This window comes from Dysgonomonas sp. 25 (assembly GCF_010501075.1).
GTDB lineage: Bacteria > Bacteroidota > Bacteroidia > Bacteroidales > Dysgonomonadaceae > Dysgonomonas.
The window spans coordinates 339,983-359,418 of the sequence record NZ_QVMN01000001.1; the positions used below are offsets into that span (position 1 = coordinate 339,983).

A 19,436-nucleotide genomic window follows, 5' to 3' on the forward strand; every position below is an offset into this window, starting at 1 on the left:
TATGGCTATTTTCCCGGCAAACCTTGCTACTCCTATCGGACTTTGTAGCGACCATGCGGGTTTCGAGATGAAACAATATGTAATCGGCCTCCTCGAACAGGAAGGCGTAAGCTACAAAGACTACGGTGCATACTCCGAAGAAAGTTCCGATTATCCCGATTTCGCCCATCAGATGGGATACGCAATCGAAAATGGCGAATGCGCTGTCGGCATTGCCTTCTGCGGAACGGGAAACGGTATAAGCATAGCAATCAACAAACATCAGGGGGTACGTTCGGCTCTTTGCTGGAACTCCGATATTGCTTTCTATGCCAAAAGCCATAATAATGCCAATGTTATCAGCCTTCCGGCGCGTGTAGTTGCTAACGAGGAAGCCAAACATATACTGAAACGTTTCTTCGAAACAACATTCGAGGGGGGAAGGCACGAACGCAGGATTGAGAAAATCCCGTTGAAATAGGTCAAAATCTATACATTGATACAAAGGTTATCCGATTCCGTCGGGTAACCTTTACTTTTTGGTATTAAACCGCAACTGCACAAAGCTTTTGCGCTGAATATCGAACAACACTCCCCAAAAAGCCTCGCCGCCACCGACATAATTTATCGGCTGCTTCGCCCAATTATGCTCCCAGTCGGGGAATATCTTGAAATACGCTACATCGAACGCATTGATATAGATATAGCGATAGCCGTCTATGATGACACCGGTATATTGATAAACATATTGGTCGAGGCTGCCAATCTTCCGGCCCGCCTTGTCCGTCTTTCCCGATAGTTTATAAAAGGTGGTTTCCAGCGTATATATATCCTGCTTATCTGGATTGAAGTAGTAACTTATATAACCGGGGAATTCGCGCGATTGCTGCTTGACAATCAGATAGCTCCGATCTTCGGGAATAACTGTGCTGTATTTCGGCTCGTAACGTTGCATCCGAGGCACCTGCGCATTCAGCCCGCATATGACGAAAAGGAGGAAGATAACAGAATATGTCCGCATAAATAGCTTTCGTTTATTGTTGCAATATTACGAATTTATCGCCTGTCAGGCTACTTTTATGGGAAAGAATTTCCCTTTATAGATAATTATTCGATACTTTTATACGTTAACCAAGATAGACCAACTTAACAGTTAACGTAAATAAATATTCATTATGAGAACCTTCTTCCTGATATTCATTCTATCCTTTGCATTGGTGCAGGTATGCCCTATGCAGGCACAAACCACCGCCAAAAAACAGTTTGTTGATGTGCTTTACCTGAAAGACGGAACCACCGTCAAAGGCACAATCGTCTACATGGTACCCAAAAAGCAGGTCAGCATAAAGATAAAGGACAGGCGAACCGAACAGGAAACGGTGAAGACCTACCCCATGAGCGAGATAGAGCGTATGGCGAAGGAGGACATAAATGCTGCCCGCACTTCGCAGAGTACAGGTAGCCGGCCTGCGGCGAATCAGCGCCAGCGAGCCGAGAGCGGTACTACCGGAGCAACGATGCAGCCGTTAGCCCCGGGTGGTGGATTGAATAATCCGGCAAAGAGCGAGTTTAACCAGCCGATGATGCAGGCGAAGACCGAAATGATGCAACCCGTCACACAGCCCGTGAGGACGCAAGTGGAGCAGCCGACCATTGTAGAAGGGTATTCGTATCTCACTCAGGCAAAAGCCGGGGATGTGGAGGCTGACATCAATGATATGTATCGCCGGCTTAGCCACACGGGGAGCTACTGGAACAGGGATATAAAGGGGCTTCGCGCGATGACGGAATATGCGTATGTACACGGCATTGGCAGGAAAAAGAGCAACCACCTCGGATGGGGAAACTCGATAGGCTATCAGGATAACCCGCATTTCTTTATGGGGGTGGGTATACAGTACAATATCCCGATCAACAAGTCGGAAGCTACCTTACCCATATACCTGCATCCGCGCATCAATTTCATCGATGGAAACGTGTCGCCCTTTGTCGAATGTAAGTGGGGTTACTCTGTGAGCAGCGCCAAGGGGACATTCGTAAACCCGTCGGCGGGAGTAACTATAGCGCTGATAGGGACTTCGTCGATCGACATTGGTATAGGCTATTCGTATATGGATGTGAAGTGGAAGGAGCGCGACAAAATCACCTTGGTGAGGGCGAAGAAATCGGCTGTGTATCAAGGATTAAACTTTAAAGTCACCTATGCGATTACCTTCTGGAAGTTGTAAGCGACTGATATATAACAAGAAAGGATGCCCAAACGGACATCCTTTTGTTTTTTTTCTTGTGTCGGTTTATTAGAATGCGATAAACCAAAGAACGATATAAGCTATACCTACGATAATAGCTAAAATACCAAGTTTACCTTTCAAAGGAGCAACTTTTGCTAACATTTCTTCACCTTTAGCTTTAGCTGCTTCGTTTTTGCTAAGAGCATACTTTGAAATAAGTCCGTAACCCAAAAGGAAGCCTAAACCTAACTCTACTACAACAATAGCTAAATAAAGCACCCAAAAAATAAGGAACAATGGTCCTGCTGTAAGGTAATCTATATGAGTAATAAGATCAATTAAATTCCAAATACCATAAAGAAAAGCAACAACACCAATCCAACCTTGATAAGGAACAATTTTGTCTAACATTTCTTTAGCATCTGGTCTCTTAGATAAAAGTAACGATGGCACTGCAAGAATTCCTAATAGGATAAAGAAAGCACCTCCAATAATAACTGAAATCATAATAATAAGTTTTTAGTTTGTAAATAAGTAATTTAATTATATCAAATAAGTTTATTATTCATAATTGCAGTACAAAACTAACACTTTATTTACGATAAACAAGCGGTTTTATTAATATTTTTTAATTACCAATTGTTAAAGTCTTTACCAATCCTCTCCAACCTCCCCACAGAGGAAGCATTCTTGTCATGCCGACGACAGGAGGCATCTCGCTTTGTGGATGGAAAGAGACTTCTCACATTCGTTCGAAGTGACAATGAAAAAGGAACAGACCTCTACTCGTTTTTGCTAAGCAATATTATTGGTTTTCGCGGGCTAATATTTATTAGCCCCTACACCAAAAGCAGCAAAGCATCCCATTCCATCATTGCGTAAGGGCAGACACGTTTGTCATGCCGACGATAGGAGGCATCTCGCCTTGTGGATGGAAAGAGACTTCTCACATTCGTTCGAAGTGACAATGAAAAAGGAACAGACCTCTACTCGTTTTTGCTAAGCAATATTATTGGTTTTCGCGGGCTAATATTTATTAGCCCCTACACCAAAAGCAGCAAAGCATCCCATTCCATCATTGCGTAAGGGCAGACACGTTTGTCATGCCGACGATAGGAGGCATCTCGCCTTGTGGATGGAAAGAGACTTCTCACATTCGTTCGAAGTGACAATGAAAAAGGAACAGACCTCTACTCGTTTTTGCTAAGCAATATTATTGGTTTTCGCGGGCTAATATTTATTAGCCCCTACACCAAAAGCAGCAAAGCATCCCATTCCATCATTGCGTAAGGGCAGACACGTTTGTCATGCCGACGATAGGAGGCATCTCGCCTTGTGGATGGAAAGAGACTTCTCACATTCGTTCGAAGTGACAATGAAAAAGGAACAGACCTCTACTCGTTTTTGCTAAGCAATATTATTGGTTTTCGCGGGCTAATATTTAGTTAGCCACTACAAGGGAGTAAATCGCTATTTAACAATCGATTAACAAAAATAATCAATACATACCTAAAATTTTATTGCTTTTTGTTTGTTTTTTAACAAAAAAGGAATACTTTTGATTTTTGGGAGGCCTTTAAAATTAAACTTCGAAGTTTAACCCAATTAACAAACGTTTTATTTAATAACCTATTTAAAAATTTTAACATGAAAGTAAAATTCTTATCCATGATTGCCGTGGCAATCAGCATGTTTGCTATTATCACCTTGACCCAGAGCTGTGGAAACGATGAAAGCACAACACCACAAAAACCGGAAATGACCCTCGAAGAGTTTGTCAATTCACCCCAGTATCAGGACTACAAAGCAGTTGTAGATGAAACCTTTGACCAGATGACCGAAATTGTATCGGCGATGAGTGCCGAAGAACGCGAAGCCCTGATAGCTAACCGCCACAACGATGTAGCGATGGGACTTTTTATCGAGAAACATAACCTGACGCCTCAATTGGAACAGATGCAGGTGAAAGCGCAAGTGGTATCGGGCATGTACGATATGGAGCATCTTCGGAACTATCAATTTAATGACTTTGTTGCATTGAATACAGGCAATAGTCAATTGGAAGAAATATCAAAGAAAATGTCTCCAGAGGAGAAGAGACAGATTAGATGTATATTGACCTACCAAGATGCTGTTACTTGGAGTCAAATTAAGTGTACAATAACAACTATAGCTTGTGGGGGAATGTGCCTTGGTGAAGCATTAGCAGTAGGCTTTACGGAGTGTGCATTGGCATTCGAAGAAATGCAACGATGTATAAATTAATTTCTTGAAAAGTATAGTTCAAACTCGTTCCCTGCAACCTTTGTTGTGGGGAACGTTTTTTTGTGTCACGCCAAACGTCTAATGCAATTGAACGTTTTTTTGTCATGCCAAACGGCTAATAGCTTTCACCTCTTCTTCAATATCTACCCTTATCAGTTCCCAATACTTCCCTTTCAAGCATATCGGATTAAAATCAGTGTCTGCGTATTCAAAATCTATTAGTTTTTTCTTTAGGTCTTCTTTGGTATACGAGTATGGATAACGCTTGAAATGAAGAGAAAGCATATCCTCTATAGAAATAAATTCAATCAGTTCGTGTATGTCCCAAAAATCTTTTTTCCTTCCATTCTGTCCAATGACCTCCATTTTCATAGCCGCAATCTCCTCTATCGCCGCCATACGGATATTATCTATTTCAAGTATAGGAAGAATAAAAGTATCAGTATAGAATAAATCCACTTTCACAAGATCCGTTTTGCTATTCCCTATGTAGTAACTTTTCCCAAAACTATCGTTCCCTACATATTGCATTTCGACAAAAGGGAATAATTCTTGCAGCTTTTTATCTATCGCATCAAAATCGAGGCTTCCGTATGCTGCATCAGTAAACAGATCTATATCTACAGACATTCTATGCCCCAACTGCAAGCTCAACGAAGTCCCACCAACCAATCTAAATGGGTATAGCAACTCGATACCCATCAGTTGTTGCAATACATCCCAGAGCGTATCAGAAACCGTCTCTTTATGAAGATTATTTATTTTCATGCTCCAAGTTCAATTTTATTCCCAGATATTTCTCTACATTCTCTGCGAAAATTGGTAAAAACCGGAATATCCCCTTCAATTCCTTTTCAACAGTTTCTTTCCCGTAAAAGGAAATAATTTCTTTAATTTCCATATCATTTCCCCGCTCAAATACTCTTCGGATAATTGCCTTCTTTTGTTTTTGCCAGTTAATAAGGTTTATATCCGTATCCCAAAATAAAATAGGACGGATTTTTTTTAAATCGGGCTTTGCCTGATTTTTTAATAATTCTTTGCGTTTTTCCTCTACCTCATAATACGCCTGCAGAAGCATGAAATATTCTTCATCCGTATCTAATGCACGCCCAAGCTTGATTGACAGAGCCGGATTGATACCCCTACGCCCTTTATTTATCGCATTTATCGTCTGGGGATATTCTCCCAAAGAAAGAGCAAACTGTTTACTCTCCATCCCTCTGCGTTTTAGTTCACGGCTGAGTATAGCTCCGGGATGAACGCCTTTTACTTTAATTATCTCCGGCAACATAATTTTCTATTTTAGACTACAAAAATACGAAAAAAGAAGCGATAAACAAAAATGTTTATCAAAGATTTTCACATTTTACATATAATTATCATTGCTCATTATTACAATACAGCCTGTAACTATTTCCGCTTACTATTTCTTTTCTCAGAAAGAATCCGTAATTTTGTCACCCTAAAAGAAACCTATTTGGATATGTTAGACAAGATAAACAAACTATTGGCTGAAGTCAGCCATATAAAAGCTGCCAGCGCCGACGAAATAGAGGCAATACGCATCAAATACCTGAGTAAGAAGGGTGAGATATCGGAACTGATGAACGATTTTCGCAACGTCGCTTCCGATCAGAAGCGCGAAGTAGGTATGAAACTCAACGAGTTGAAAGAGAAAGCCCAGGCACGCATCAACGAGCTGAAAGAGGCACTCGAAAACAACAATACTGTTTCCGACGACATCGACCTTACGCGTACAGCCTACCCTATCCCGCTCGGCACGCGCCATCCCTTGTCTATCGTTAAGAAAGAAATTTGCGACATTTTCCGCCGTTTAGGCTTTTCCATAGCCGAAGGTCCCGAAGTAGAGGACGACTGGCATGTATTCTCGGCGCTTAACTTCGCCGACGATCATCCCGCACGCGACATGCAGGACACATTCTTCATATCGCACGATCCGCAGGTTCTTTTGCGCACGCACACATCATCAGTGCAAACCCGTGTGATGGAAAAGACGCAGCCTCCTATCCGCATTATTTGCCCGGGACGCGTCTATCGCAACGAAGCTATATCTTACCGCGCACACTGTTTCTTCCATCAGGTAGAAGCCTTATATATCGATAAAAACGTTTCGTTTGCCGATTTGCGACAGGTACTGCTCTACTTCGCCAAGGAGATGTTCGGCGCAGACACCAAAATACGCTTGCGTCCGTCATACTTCCCATTTACCGAGCCAAGCGCCGAAATGGATATTTCGTGTAACATCTGCGGTGGAAAGGGTTGCCCTTTCTGCAAACATACCGGTTGGGTAGAAATACTCGGTTGCGGCATGGTGCATCCGAATGTACTGGATAATTGCGGCATCGACAGCAAAGAATATACAGGATATGCCTTAGGTATGGGTATCGAACGTATTACCAACCTCAAATATCGTGTCAAAGATTTGCGCTACTTCTCCGAAAATGACAAGCGTTTCCTCGAGCAGTTCGAGAGTGCTTATTAAACTTTCTTTTGGATGAAGAAAAGAAAAAACCTGACACTCATTTTTAAACATTTCGAAAAGGAACACCTTGGTAAAGACGTGTTTCAAGTTCCTTATTATCTGGGTAAAATTCACAATCTGGATGTAACCATAGTCTGTCCTGACACAGAAACCAACAGGGCTTTGGGCGATTCTGTCCGGGGCGTTAAAATAGAGCGTATCCGTTCGAAGAAAAATATTTCGGAATCGCGACACTTTTATCTGAACAGCAATGTTCTTAAATATCTACTCCGCAATGCATGGAAAATCAACTACTTGATGAGTATACATGGGCGTTGGCAGGTTATCTTGATGCTGTTTATATATAAATTGCTTAATCCGTTCGGCAAAACTTATCTGAAACTGGATGGAGGTGTTACGATATTAGATATTGCCAAATATCCTTTAAGGAAAAGACCTATGTTATATTTCTGGATAAACCGGATTAACTATATGTCAACAGAGGCGCGTGAAGTTTTTGACAAATTAATCAAAATAAAAGCGATAAAGAGGACAAAAATTTGCATTGTTCCAAACGGTTTTGATGAAGAGTTATTAGCACAGACAAACATAAAAATCAGAACATTTCAGGAAAAAGAAAACCTAATAATCACCGTAGCCCGTTTAGGTACCTATCCTAAAAATACGGAAATGATATTACGGGCAGCAGAAAAACTCAATTTGAAAGACTGGAAGATAATATTGGTAGGGCCAATTGAAAAAGTCGAGCAGGACTTTCAGCAAAAAATTGACGTTTTTTATAAGAATAATCCCCATTTAAAAGATAAAGTCGTTTTTACCGGTCCAATTTTCGATAAAAGTAAGTTATGGGAATATTATAATCGTGCTAAAGTTTTCCTTTTGACTTCGGAATATGAATCATATGCTACGGTATACGCAGAAGCATATAGATTTCAGAACTATATAGTTACAACGGGTGTTGTAGGCGCTAAAGATGTCATTCAAAATGGTTTTGGAAAAATTATCCAAGGCGATATTGATTTTCAACAGGCTCTTCAGGATATCATCGATGGAAAAATAAATTTAGAATCACTGTCTATTACTTCTTTGAGAGAAGATTTCTCTTGGGAAAAATTGGTAAGCGTTATAGAACTAAAATAAAGAAAGCGGATTCATCGAATAATCCGCCTTTTTACTCTAATATCCTATTGTGAAACGCTGTCGATGATGCGTTGGATTTTCCAGCTCATCAATCATCGCCTTAGCATAATCCTGCACCGATATACGGCTTTCACCATCATCGCCCAATATCATATCATCCAGCCCGAGACGGTAGTTAGCTGTTCGCTTGCCATTCTCCAAAGTGGCTGCAGGAGAAAAGAATACCCAATCCAGCGCTGTTTCCGGCTTCAAAATATTGGAATATACATCTGCTAAAGCTTTTACACCCGGGAATATATTCTCCGGGATTTCGCCCGAATCTATCAATGTCTTGCCCGGAGCGACATATAGACTTCCCGCACCTCCTACTATTTGGAGGCGTTTGATGCCTGCCTTCTTGAGTTCGTTTATAATTGACTTATACCCTTTTATTGTTTCTTCTGCAATATTGGGATTACTCCATCCCGGATTGTAGGCGCTTATTACGGCATCTTTTCCTCTTGCGATGCGAGAAAGCATATCAGGTTCGAAGATATCACCCTCTACTACAAGAAGATTCTTATGCTCTACCGATATCTTACGCTTATCCCGCACAATGGCTGTTACCTCTATCCCTCTGTCCAAGGCTTCTCTCAAAATGGCCGAGCCTACAAAGCCACTTGCTCCAATCAATACGATATGTTTCATACATCCTCAATTTTAAGTTGTTACATATTAAACAATATCACGGAAGGAAAGTTTATAAAAGAGAAAACCACCCGATTACATCGAGTGGTTTCTTTTTCTTGAGCCTCTTGTCGGATTCGAACCAACGACCCCGAGATTACAAATCACGTGCTCTGGCCAACTGAGCTAAAGAGGCAGGTGGGTAAGCGATCTATATCGCGCCGCTACAACCGACGGCCCTTGCTGCGATCAAACCCTGGGGGATTAATCGGGAGCTGACCGTATAGGACTTACCCGAGCACAAAAGTAGAAAGTTTTTTTTAATCTGCAAAATTCATCAATACATTTTTTCCTTTGCAGCCGATTTACTATATTTGTGTGTAAGTGGCGACGATATTCGATTCTATTAATTGTCAGCGACTTATTTTTTTATTTACCAATTATAATCTTATTAAATATTTTTCTGCAAATATGAATGTTACCGACCGTTTCCTGAAATATGTCCGATTCGACACCGAATCCAGCACAAAAACCGATGTTACTCCGAGTACACCCGGACAATTCGTTTTAGCCCGCGAACTGGAAAAAGAACTGCGCGAAATGGGATTGGAAGAGGTCTCACTCGACGATAAATGCTATTTAATGGCTACTTTGCCGGCAAATACGGATAAGAAAATACCAACAATAGGCTTTGTCGCTCACATGGACACAAGCCCCGATATGACAGGGAAGAATGTCAATCCGCGTATTGTCAGCAATTATAACGGAAAAGATATAGTATTGAATCAAGAACAAAATATAGTCCTTTCACCGAAAGATTTCCCCGAGATGACGGATTATGTAGGGCAAGACCTGATTGTAACCGATGGCACTACCCTACTCGGAGCCGATGACAAAGCGGGTATAGCTGAAATCCTGACGGCTATACAATACTTAATCGACCATCCCGAAATCAAACACGGGAAGATACGTATAGGATTTACGCCGGACGAAGAAATCGGCGCAGGAGCGGACTATTTCGATGTAGCGAAATTCGGTTGCGAGTGGGCATATACGATGGATGGCGGCCCTATCGGCGAACTGGAATACGAAAACTTCAATGCTGCCGGAGTAGAGATAAAGATACAGGGACGGAGTGTACATCCCGGATATGCCAAAGATAAAATGATAAATGCCTTGTTAGTGGCACACAAACTGATAAGCCTTTTACCAGCCGACGAGCGTCCTGAGCATACCACAGGCTACGAAGGCTTTTTCCACCTCACCAATGTATGTGGAGGCGTCGATGCTGCGACAGTAAGCTTCATCATAAGAGACCACGACAAAAAGCTATATGAGCAACGTAAACAGCTGATACAGGATGCGGTAGCATATATCAACAAGTTATACCCGAATAGCGCGACTATCTCCATAAAAGACCAATACTTCAACATGCGCGAAAAGGTAGAGCCTGTAAAGCACATTGTTGATACTGCTTTCGAAGCGATGGTGATGCTCGGCATTACACCTATCGTGAAGCCTATACGCGGAGGAACCGATGGGGCACGCCTGTCGTTTATGGGGTTGCCATGCCCGAATATTTTTGCGGGAGGACACAATTTCCACGGACGATACGAGTTTGTTCCTGTGCAATCGATGGAGAAAGCCGTACAGGTAATTGTTAAAATAGCCGAATTAGTGGCAAAAAGATAAACACTTTACCAAGTTGAACAATAAAGGATAAATGATGAGATTTTCAATATTTTTCGTAATGCTTGCCTTTTTCACCGGCGTTTTCGCTCAATCCGAAAAGGGTTCGGACACAGAGAAAGCCGGCACGCAAAAGGAATTTAAAATTGAAGGGAATAAGGATGTTTACATGCTGACCTATTTCCGTCAGCGTTACCCTACCCGCATCGAGATTGATTCCGAAGGAAAAACAGTCGAAGTTCCTTTACCCGACCCGATGCTGATAAACAAATTGCATATAGCTCTATCCACAGACGGCCGTCATTGGACAGCGCTGAACAACAATGAACCGGTGTGGGACGGACACATGCGCGATCCTTATGTCCGCCGCAGCTCCGATGGACTTTGGCGGGTTTTATCGACCGGTGGCGGCCTTAGAATAAAAGACTACGAAAAAACAGGGCCGAGTTGCCTATATATTACATCGAAAGATTTGATTGACTGGGAAGTTGAAGGACATCTTCCATTGATGAAGGACGTTAGGAACGAAGCGGGCGAATTAGCCCGAAATATCTGGGCGCCCGAGTGGTTTTACGATAAAAATACAGGCGAATATATGCTGTTCTGGTCATCCTCATTCGAAGATGCAGGATGGAAAAAAAGCCGTCTCTGGTATTGCAAAACACACGACTGGAAAACATTCACTCCTGCAAAAGAATTGTTTGCCCCCTCCTATTCCGTTATCGACGGCACATTGCAGGAGCATGACGGTACTTACTATCTCTTCCACAAAGAAGAAGAATTTGGAGCAAAAACCGGCGAAAGAAGATCTATCCGTGTAGCCACATCTCAAAATCTGGAAGGACCTTACGAAATCGTAGAAGGGCCATTAAACGACGGGCAGATTGTCCCGGTAATAACCGAAGGCCCGACCGTAACGAAAGATTTAACAAATCCCGGATGGTTGCTGTTCTACGACTATTGCATGACCAACCGCTTCGGTTTGTCATATTCACCCGATTTGATTCATTGGTCGGTCGTAGAGGATGTGACCTTCCCATCCGAAGCGCGCCACGGCTGCGTATCGGTTATCAAAGCGAAGGAAGCGAAAAAACTATTAAAAGCTTATCCCAGTAATGGTACAGCCAAATAAAAATTAGTACATTTAATTTATCAACTTATATACCAAAAATCAGCCACATGAAAAAAACACCATTTACCGATATCCATATAGCCTTAGGCGCTAAAATGCATGAATTTGCAGGATATAACATGCCTATCGAGTATTCGGGCATCATAGACGAACACATGACCGTAGTAGAAAAAGTCGGCGTATTCGACGTTTCGCACATGGGCGAAATATGGGTCAAAGGCCCTCGCGCACTGGCTTTCCTGCAACGCGTAACAACCAACGACGTAAGCAAGATTGAGATAGGGAAAGCGCAATATTCGTGCTTCACAAACAAGCAAGGGGGCATTGTAGACGATATTATTATATATCATTACGAACCGGATAAATACCTCTTGGTGGTGAATGCTTCTAACATAGAAAAAGACTGGAACTGGTTAGTCGAGAACAACATAGAAAAGGCCGAAATGGAGAATGCTTCCGATAAAATGGGGCAATTAGCCATACAAGGGCCTAAAGCATTGGCTACGCTTCAGAAATTGACCGAAATCGATTTATCCACTATCCCCTACTACTCGTTTGTTATCGGACACTTGAAAGGTTCGGGGATGGAAAATGTTATCATCTCCAACACGGGTTATACAGGAGCAGGAGGATTCGAAATCTATTTCTATCCCGAATATGCGCCGTATATCTGGAAAAACCTGTTCGAAGCGGGAGAAGAATTCGGCATCAAACCTATCGGCTTAGGCGCACGCGATACGTTACGCCTCGAAATGGGCTACTGCCTTTACGGAAACGACCTGAACGATACAACGACTCCTATTGAAGCGGGATTGGGCTGGATAACCAAATTTGCAGATGGAAAAGATTTCATTGCCCGCGACATCCTCGAAAAGCAAAAGAAAGACGGCGTTACACGCAAGCTATGCGCTTTCGAATTGCAGGAAAAAGGAATACCTCGTCACGATTACGAGATTGTAAACGATAAGGACGAACAGATAGGTGTGGTTACATCGGGTACGATGTCCCCTACCCGCAAAATAGGCATAGGTATGGGATACGTAAAACCCGAATATGCCACCATCGGTTCGGAAATATATATCAAAGTAAGAAACAAAAACTTAAAAGCGGAGGTCGTAAAACCGCCTTTCCGCAAAACGAATATGTAAAAAAACGATAATAAAACCTCACCTCTCGAAAAATGAACTATAGAAATTTAACTTCTCAGGAGATAAGCCTCTTGGAAAATCAACATTGCTCTGCCGAAAGTTGGAGCAATGTTCTTGTAAAAGAAGGATTCGATGCGGCTTATGTACAACACGTGAAATTCTCGGGCAATATACGCCTTGGTATTTTAGAAAAGGATATAACCCTTCCCGGTGGCATACGGAAGCATGCCTGCATACGGAATGCCTATATTCACAACTGTACCTTCGGCGACAATGTCCTGATTGAATATGTACAGAATTATATTGCCAATTACAACATCGGCGATAATGTATATATCCAGAATGTAGAACAGATATTAGTCGACGGCGAATCGTCGTTCGGTAATGCCGTGGAAGTATCGGTATTGAACGAAACAGGTGGGCGCGAAGTGATGATGTATGACAAGCTTAGCGCCCATTTTGCGTACATCCTTTCCTTCTACCGCCATCGCCCTATCCTTATCGGGAAAATGCAGCAGATGGTACACAATTATGCCAAAAAGAAGGCTTCCGAAATAGGGACGATAGGCAATAATGTACACATCATCAATACGGGAACGATAAAGAATGTTTGCATCGGCGACAATGCGGTCATAGAAGGCACGCGCCAGTTAGAGAACGGCAGCATCAACAGTAACGAACACGATCCGGTGCATATCGGCTATAATGTGATGGTCAAAGATTTCATTATCAGCTCGGGAGCGCATATCGAAGACGGAACGATGCTTACCCGCTGTTTTGTAGGACAAGCATGCCAATTAGGGCATACCTACTCCGCCAACGACTCGTTGTTCTTTAGCAACTGTCAGGGCGAGAACGGCGAAGCATGTGCCATATTTGCAGGCCCTTACACGGTTACGCACCACAAATCCACGCTGCTCATCGCCGGAATGTTCTCCTTTATGAATGCCGGTTCGGGTTCTAACCAAAGTAACCATATGTATAAACTCGGCCCTATTCATCAGGGAATTATGGAGCGTGGCGGACGTACGACGAGTGATTCTTACATCCTCTGGCCTGCCAAAATCGGAGCATTTTCGTTGGTTATGGGACGTCATTACGGGCATTCGGATACGTCCAAGATGCCTTTCTCGTATCTGATTGAAAACAACGATGAAACCGTCCTTCTTCCGGGTTTGAACCTCAAGAGTGTAGGTACGATACGTGATGCGCAGAAATTCCCAAAACGGGATAAACGCAAAGACCCGAATCATCTCGACCAAATCAACTTCAACCTGCTAAGCCCCTACACTGTGCAGAAAATGTTTCAGGCAATCAATGTGTTGAACGACTTACAGAATAAGTGCGGCGAGACTTCGGCAAGTTATTTCTATCAGAATTGCCGGATAAAGAATACGTCTCTAAAGAAAGGCTTGAAATATTATAATATAGCTATAATCAAGTTCTTAGGGAACTCTATCATCTCACGCCTCGAGAGTTGTCCGTGCTCGGACAACGAAGAAATCAGAGCGCGTCTGAAACCGGATACGCCAATCGGCTCTAACCGCTGGCGCGATTTGGCCGGGTTGATAGCTCCAAGCAGCGAGATAGACAAATTGATAGAAGATATAGAAAAAGACCGCATTGCGACTACTGAAGAGGTAAATGCCGTCTTCGAGCAATTGCACAGGGATTATTATTCGCTGGAATGGACATGGGCTTGGGATATGATTCAACAATACTTTAATCTCTCGCTCGAAACCATTACGGCAAAGGATATTATCTATATAATCGACCAATGGAAAGAGGCTGTAGTGGAATTAGACAAGCTCATCTATGAGGATGCCAAGAAAGAGTTCTCGTTATCAGCCCGAACCAGCTTCGGCGTCGATGGAAACAGCGATATTCGCAAAGAAGACTTCGAACAGGTTCGCGGAATTTTCGAAGAGAATCCTTTTGTCAAAGCAGTTATAGAGCATATAGAGGTGAAAACCGACTTAGGCGACAAAATGATAAAACGCCTGTTTAAAGCGTTGAAAAGTTAATATACACGAGTTTATCGGATATAAAAAGCCTCTACTATTTTAATTTGTAGAGGCTTTTCTATCATATCTTCAGTTGATTAATAAACATGTCCGTCTTCGGGAAGATCCTTTGCTTTGAACTTCTTGCGTTCCAACGAGCGCCAGGCGTAAATGATATACGCCAATACGAATGGCACCAAGAACGAGACATACATCATAGCCGTCAGCGTAAATTCACTGGACGATGAATTCTGTATAGTCAAAGAAGCCTGCAAATCGTATGTAGAAGGATAATACGCCGTATTATTAAAGCCGGTAATCAGCAACAAACAGCAAACCGTCAATACCGTACCTACCCCTGCAAAGAAAACACCTTTTGTGAAGGTTTTCTTCAACAGGCTCATGATAATACCAAACAACACCAATAATACCCCGAGTACGAAGACAATACCTATCACAGGCATCTCTATCAGGTTGTTAAGGTATTTATATTGCACCAGACTTACCACTTTGGTTACCGGATCCACTGCAAATCCTGCCGACACGAATGTCCAGATAACGAATATAAGGAAGAATACTACAAACGGCACGGCATTGTATAGCAAGAACTTGCGCGAACGGGCAATTAAGCTTTCATCCTCCATGCGGTTGATAAAATACAGACATGCTAATGTACGCGCCAAGAAAAAGACTGTAAAGCCCAAACACAAGTTACGGGCATTTGCCAATGCTTCCAATCCGTGCCAAGGGCTTTGCCATGAACTTACTTTCATCGCCAACGGATTATTTGCAACAGCTTCGGGATCTACACCAAACAGAGAGCCGGTAAAGAATGTAGCCAAAGCCACACCTACCAGAAATGTTCCCAGAAATCCGTTGATGAGTAAGAACCATTGATAGGTCTTGCGTCCGTATGTATTGCCCGGTTTAGACATGTATTCATATCCTACTGCCTGAATGACAAAGCAGAACAGAATAGCCATCCAAACCCAGTATGCGCCTGAAAAACTTGTAGCATAAAACAGCGGGAACGATGCAAACAAAGCTCCCCCGAAGGTTACCAATGTCGTAAAGGTATATTCCCATTTACGTCCTAAAGCGTTGACCAGAAGGAAACGGTGCTGTTCGGTTTTCGCCAGCGAGAAAATCATCGACTGTCCACCCTGCACGAATAAAAGGAATGCGAACAAACCGCCTATCAGGCAGATAAGAAACCACCAGTAATGTTGTAAAAATGAGTAATCCATAATACTTTATATTTTTGATAAAGAACGATTCCTCCGCAATTATTATGCTTCGGGACCTTTCTTTATTTGGTTCAACATAATACGAATTTCGGCGATAAGCAATCCCGTAAACAATACAAGGAAGAGGATGAATGTTGTTATTACCGAGCTTGCCGAAAGTGACGAAACGGCCGCCTGCACAGGCAGAATATCCTGTATAGCCCAAGGCTGACGCCCTACTTCGGCAACTACCCAACCCGCCTGACTGGCAATATAAACAAGAGGTATGGACAAAATACATGCCCAGAGAATATACTTCTTATTCGACAAATCCTTTTTATACACAAAGAATCCGACAACAAGGAACAATAAGATAAAATATCCTCCCAGATATACCATAATGTGGAACGACCAGTATGTCAGCGAGATATTCGGGATAGTATCTTCCGGATTCTCTAAATATCCATAGCCTAAATAAGCTACATTGTCCATTATATCTTTTCTGTACTGCTCCATCAGCACTGTATTCCCGGCTTTTTTTGCATCTTCAAATTTTTTCAAGGCATCTTTAGCCGTTTTGCCCATTGCCTGCTTCTCAAAGAAAGATAGTTCGGTCTTTCCTTTCGGATTCTTATATCCTCCCTCTATCAAGTTGGTGATACCCGGCACATACGACTTGCTGTCGCCGAACGACATCCACGAAAGTCCTCCGGGGATAGGAATATCGAAAAGATAATCGGGCTCGTCATTATTCCATGTCTTATCCGGATTAGGGATGGCAAAGGCTACCAGATTAGCTTCGGTGCTTCCCGTATATAGACCTTCCATCACCGCCAGCTTCATCGGTTGATGCTCTGCTACTTTCTGTGCTGCACCATGCCCCGACCATATAGTAATGATAGAAGCCGCTAAACCGAATACTGTCGCAACCTTCATCGTTTGCTTGGCAAACTCGATGTTCCGCTTTTTCAGCATATACCAGGCAGCGATACCCATAGCGAATATACTACCCAATATCCAGCTGGATATAACGGTATGTATCAGTTTATTGATGGCCATCGGCGATATGATTTCGAAGAAATCGGTCATTTCGAAACGCATCGTATCAGGATTAAATTCCATTCCCACAGGATATTGCATCCATGAGTTAGCGACTAATATCCAAAGGGCAGAAATAGTTGCACCCGTGATAGTCAGCCATGTAGCTGCCAGGTGCGCCCCTTTGCTTACACGTTTCCAGCCGAAGAACATGATAGAGATAAACGTCGCTTCCATAAAGAAGGCAACGATAGCTTCGATTGCCAAAGGCGCTCCGAAGATATCCCCTACCGTCCAGCTATAAAAAGACCAGTTGGTTCCGAACTGAAATTCGAGGATAAGCCCGGTTGCTACACCGATAGCAAAGTTTATCCCGAAAATTAATTGCCAGAATTTAGCAGTCTTTTTCCATTGTTCGTTTCCTGTACGAACATACACAGTTTCCATAATGGCCATGATGACGCCAAGCCCCAGTGTGAGGGGAACAAACAGCCAGTGATACATGGCTGTCATGGCAAACTGCAATCGTGACCAATCGAGTAATGAATTACTTAAGATTTCCATGATAAATACGATTAAGTTCTATTAAATTAGCGATTTATTAGTTGTTCTCTTACATAGTCGGCCTTATCTTCATCCGTCTTCGCCTGCGAATTAAGGAAATTAGGAAAGAAGAAAGGCTTCAATATCAAAAACATGATTATCAATTTAATGATAACAAGCATCCACAGTGTTTTGCCGAGGGTCATACCCCTAAACCCATCGCGAAACATCGTGAAAAAATTAAATTTGGGCCTGATATTTTCTGCTTCCATAGTATTGCTTTTAGTTAATACTCTCGATATGGTAATCCCCACGCATCGGCAACTGCCCTATAAACAATATTTCCACCGATGATGTTCAGTCCTTTTCGCAAATCGGCGTATTTTTCGCAGGCTCTTTTCCACCCCAGATTTGCTAAAAGAAGAACATACGGCAAAGTAGCGTTAGTCAGCGCGCGCGTCGAAGTCATCGGGACAGCACCCGGAATGTTGGCTACACAATAGTGTATGACACCCTCTATCTCATACACCGGATCTTTGTGGGTGGTCGGTTTCGATGTCTCGAAACATCCGCCCTGATCGATAGCAACATCTACCAATACCGTTCCCGGCTGCATATCCTTCAGCATTTCGCGCGAAAGGATAACAGGCGCCTTTTCGCCCGCATTGAGCACAGCCCCTACTATCAGGTCTGCCGTTTTGCTCAATTGCGCAATAACATGGCTGTTAGAATATTGCGTAGTCACATTGGCCGGCATCGTTTCGCTCAGATAGCGCAGACGTGGCAGGCTTTTGTCCAATATCGTAACATTCGCTCCCAGTCCGGCAGCCATACGGGCAGCATTCATCCCTACTACTCCACCGCCTATGATAACGACATTGGCAGGACGAACACCCGGAACTCCGCCCAGCAGCAACCCTTTGCCTTGTTGCGGTTTCTCCAGAAAGCGTGCGCCTTCCTGTATCGACATCCTTCCGGCCACTTCGCTCATCGGTATCAACAATGGTAGCGAGCGGTCGGGCAATTCTACGGTTTCGTAGGCAAGACAAACAGCTTTGCTCTCTATCATTGCTTCCGTCAGTTCCCTGCTGGATGCAAAATGAAAATAAGTGAATACTACGTGGTGATCTTTTATCAGTTTATATTCCTCTTTGAGTGGTTCTTTCACTTTCACTATCATCTCGGCTGTGTTATAAACATCCTCGATGGTAGGAAGTATCTTCGCTCCTGTCGCCACATAGGCTTCATCCGAGAAGCCACTGCCTACCCCTGCCCCTGTCTGAATATACACTTCGTGTCCGTTAGAGACTAACTCGTGTACCCCGGCGGGCGTCATTGCAATGCGGCTTTCGAGCGTTTTGATTTCTTTTGGTACTCCTATTCTCATAAACTGGCTCTTTTGGTATTAATATTTAAAGCTATCGTATCAGGCTTCTCCCAGATTCCCGTTCATAGGCGGAAGAAAACCTCTACCCTTTTCCTCTATATTGATTTCGCCACTCGACTGTTCGTAGCGGTTGATATTGTCGTTCAAAGCATACAGAAGACGCTTGGCATGTTCCGGCGTAAGGATGATACGTGACTTTACTTTGGCTTTAGGTATGCCGGGTACGACACGGACAAAGTCTATTACAAACTCGGATGAGGAATGCGATATGATAGCGAGATTGGAATAAGTACCTTGTGCCACATCTTCGGGCAACTCTATCTGAATCTGCCCGTTGTTTCCATTGTTATTCTCCATAAAAGTATTTTATATATTAATTAGTTCTATTCGTTTTTGGCCTTATACAAAAGAAAAGAAAAAAGGCGAATAATGAAAATATAAATCAATATTCTTAAGCATAAATATTTTTATCTCAAAAGCCGG

19 protein-coding genes and 1 tRNA gene are annotated in these 19,436 nt (G+C 42.8%); 9 read left to right on the top strand and 11 right to left on the bottom strand.

Annotated elements, in window-relative coordinates:
• The first annotated feature begins 1 nt into the window (after position 1).
• Complete coding sequence (gene rpiB, locus D0T66_RS01450; RefSeq protein WP_163355231.1) at positions 2–460, top strand: ribose 5-phosphate isomerase B; 459 nt, start codon at positions 2–4, stop codon at positions 458–460.
• A gap of 51 nt (positions 461–511) precedes the next feature.
• Here the strand turns inward: rpiB and D0T66_RS01455 are convergent, their stop codons facing one another.
• Complete coding sequence (locus D0T66_RS01455; RefSeq protein ID WP_163355232.1) at positions 512–1,000, bottom strand: hypothetical protein; 489 nt, start codon at positions 998–1,000, stop codon at positions 512–514.
• A gap of 154 nt (positions 1,001–1,154) precedes the next feature.
• Here D0T66_RS01455 and D0T66_RS01460 point away from each other — a divergent pair, with 154 nt between their 5' ends.
• Positions 1,155–2,207 carry a hypothetical protein gene (locus D0T66_RS01460; protein ID WP_163355233.1) on the top strand — a complete coding sequence of 351 codons (1,053 nt, stop codon included), beginning with the start codon at positions 1,155–1,157 and terminating at the stop codon, positions 2,205–2,207.
• 69 nt (positions 2,208–2,276) lie between these two features.
• Here D0T66_RS01460 and D0T66_RS01465 read toward each other — a convergent pair whose 3' ends face one another.
• Positions 2,277–2,717, bottom strand: a complete 441-nt coding sequence (locus D0T66_RS01465) for a hypothetical protein (protein ID WP_163355234.1) — start codon at positions 2,715–2,717, stop codon at positions 2,277–2,279.
• Positions 2,718–3,857: 1,140 nt separating this feature from the next.
• Here D0T66_RS01465 and D0T66_RS01470 point away from each other — a divergent pair.
• Positions 3,858–4,475, top strand: coding sequence for a hypothetical protein (locus D0T66_RS01470; protein ID WP_163355235.1), 618 nt, complete (start codon positions 3,858–3,860; stop codon positions 4,473–4,475).
• A gap of 102 nt (positions 4,476–4,577) precedes the next feature.
• On the opposite strand, the gene D0T66_RS01475 is transcribed toward D0T66_RS01470, so the two are convergent.
• Positions 4,578–5,243: a nucleotidyl transferase AbiEii/AbiGii toxin family protein gene (locus D0T66_RS01475; protein ID WP_163355236.1), complete on the bottom strand. Its 666-nt coding sequence runs from the start codon at positions 5,241–5,243 to the stop codon at positions 4,578–4,580.
• Positions 5,230–5,769 (bottom strand): plasmid maintenance system antidote protein, encoded by a 540-nt coding sequence (locus tag D0T66_RS01480; protein WP_163355237.1) that lies wholly within the window; start codon positions 5,767–5,769, stop codon positions 5,230–5,232. Before D0T66_RS01480 ends, D0T66_RS01475 begins: the two co-directional genes overlap by 14 nt.
• 192 nt (positions 5,770–5,961) lie before the next feature.
• On the opposite strand from D0T66_RS01480, the gene pheS reads away from it, so the two are divergent.
• Positions 5,962–6,981 carry a phenylalanine--tRNA ligase subunit alpha gene (gene pheS / locus D0T66_RS01485; RefSeq protein WP_163355238.1) on the top strand — a complete coding sequence of 340 codons (1,020 nt, stop codon included), beginning with the start codon at positions 5,962–5,964 and terminating at the stop codon, positions 6,979–6,981.
• A 12-nt stretch (positions 6,982–6,993) separates the two neighbouring features.
• Positions 6,994–8,121 carry a glycosyltransferase gene (locus tag D0T66_RS01490; protein WP_163355239.1) on the top strand — a complete coding sequence of 376 codons (1,128 nt, stop codon included), beginning with the start codon at positions 6,994–6,996 and terminating at the stop codon, positions 8,119–8,121.
• 36 nt (positions 8,122–8,157) lie between these two features.
• Here the strand turns inward: D0T66_RS01490 and D0T66_RS01495 are convergent, their stop codons facing one another.
• Together D0T66_RS01495 and D0T66_RS01500 are read right to left on the bottom strand one after the other, a co-directional pair.
• Complete coding sequence (locus D0T66_RS01495; RefSeq protein WP_163355240.1) at positions 8,158–8,808, bottom strand: NAD(P)-dependent oxidoreductase; 651 nt, start codon at positions 8,806–8,808, stop codon at positions 8,158–8,160.
• Positions 8,809–8,909: 101 nt separating this feature from the next.
• Positions 8,910–8,983 (bottom strand) — tRNA-Thr (locus D0T66_RS01500).
• A gap of 275 nt (positions 8,984–9,258) precedes the next feature.
• Between D0T66_RS01500 and pepT the strand changes: the two genes are divergently transcribed.
• From pepT to D0T66_RS01520, 4 genes are read left to right on the top strand one after another with little or no spacing between them, the layout of a single operon-like run.
• Complete coding sequence (pepT, locus tag D0T66_RS01505; RefSeq protein WP_163355241.1) at positions 9,259–10,479, top strand: peptidase T; 1,221 nt, start codon at positions 9,259–9,261, stop codon at positions 10,477–10,479.
• Between the two features lie 31 nt (positions 10,480–10,510).
• Complete coding sequence (locus tag D0T66_RS01510; RefSeq protein WP_221412164.1) at positions 10,511–11,608, top strand: glycoside hydrolase family 43 protein; 1,098 nt, start codon at positions 10,511–10,513, stop codon at positions 11,606–11,608.
• 47 nt (positions 11,609–11,655) lie between these two features.
• The gene (gene gcvT, locus D0T66_RS01515) at positions 11,656–12,756 is read left to right on the top strand and encodes a glycine cleavage system aminomethyltransferase GcvT (protein WP_163355242.1); all 1,101 of its coding nucleotides are present in this window, start codon (positions 11,656–11,658) and stop codon (positions 12,754–12,756) included.
• Positions 12,757–12,788: 32 nt separating this feature from the next.
• Positions 12,789–14,780, top strand: coding sequence for a DUF4954 family protein (locus tag D0T66_RS01520; RefSeq protein WP_163355243.1), 1,992 nt, complete (start codon positions 12,789–12,791; stop codon positions 14,778–14,780).
• Positions 14,781–14,857: 77 nt separating this feature from the next.
• On the opposite strand, the gene cydB is transcribed toward D0T66_RS01520, so the two are convergent.
• Genes cydB through D0T66_RS01545 form a run of 5 tightly spaced genes read right to left on the bottom strand, consistent with a single transcriptional unit; the run spans position 14,858 to position 19,310 of the window.
• The gene (gene cydB, locus D0T66_RS01525; protein ID WP_163355244.1) at positions 14,858–16,006 is read right to left on the bottom strand and encodes a cytochrome d ubiquinol oxidase subunit II; all 1,149 of its coding nucleotides are present in this window, start codon (positions 16,004–16,006) and stop codon (positions 14,858–14,860) included.
• 42 nt (positions 16,007–16,048) lie between these two features.
• Complete coding sequence (locus D0T66_RS01530; protein WP_185154809.1) at positions 16,049–17,590, bottom strand: cytochrome ubiquinol oxidase subunit I; 1,542 nt, start codon at positions 17,588–17,590, stop codon at positions 16,049–16,051.
• A gap of 23 nt (positions 17,591–17,613) precedes the next feature.
• Positions 17,614–17,838 carry a DUF4492 domain-containing protein gene (locus D0T66_RS01535; RefSeq protein ID WP_163355246.1) on the bottom strand — a complete coding sequence of 75 codons (225 nt, stop codon included), beginning with the start codon at positions 17,836–17,838 and terminating at the stop codon, positions 17,614–17,616.
• Positions 17,839–17,852: 14 nt separating this feature from the next.
• A complete protein-coding gene (gene ald / locus D0T66_RS01540) occupies positions 17,853–18,953 on the bottom strand; it encodes an alanine dehydrogenase (RefSeq protein ID WP_163355247.1) in 1,101 nt (366 codons plus the stop codon).
• Between the two features lie 39 nt (positions 18,954–18,992).
• Positions 18,993–19,310, bottom strand: a complete 318-nt coding sequence (locus tag D0T66_RS01545) for a DUF3467 domain-containing protein (RefSeq protein ID WP_163355248.1) — start codon at positions 19,308–19,310, stop codon at positions 18,993–18,995.
• Between the last annotated feature and the right edge of the window lie 126 nt (positions 19,311–19,436).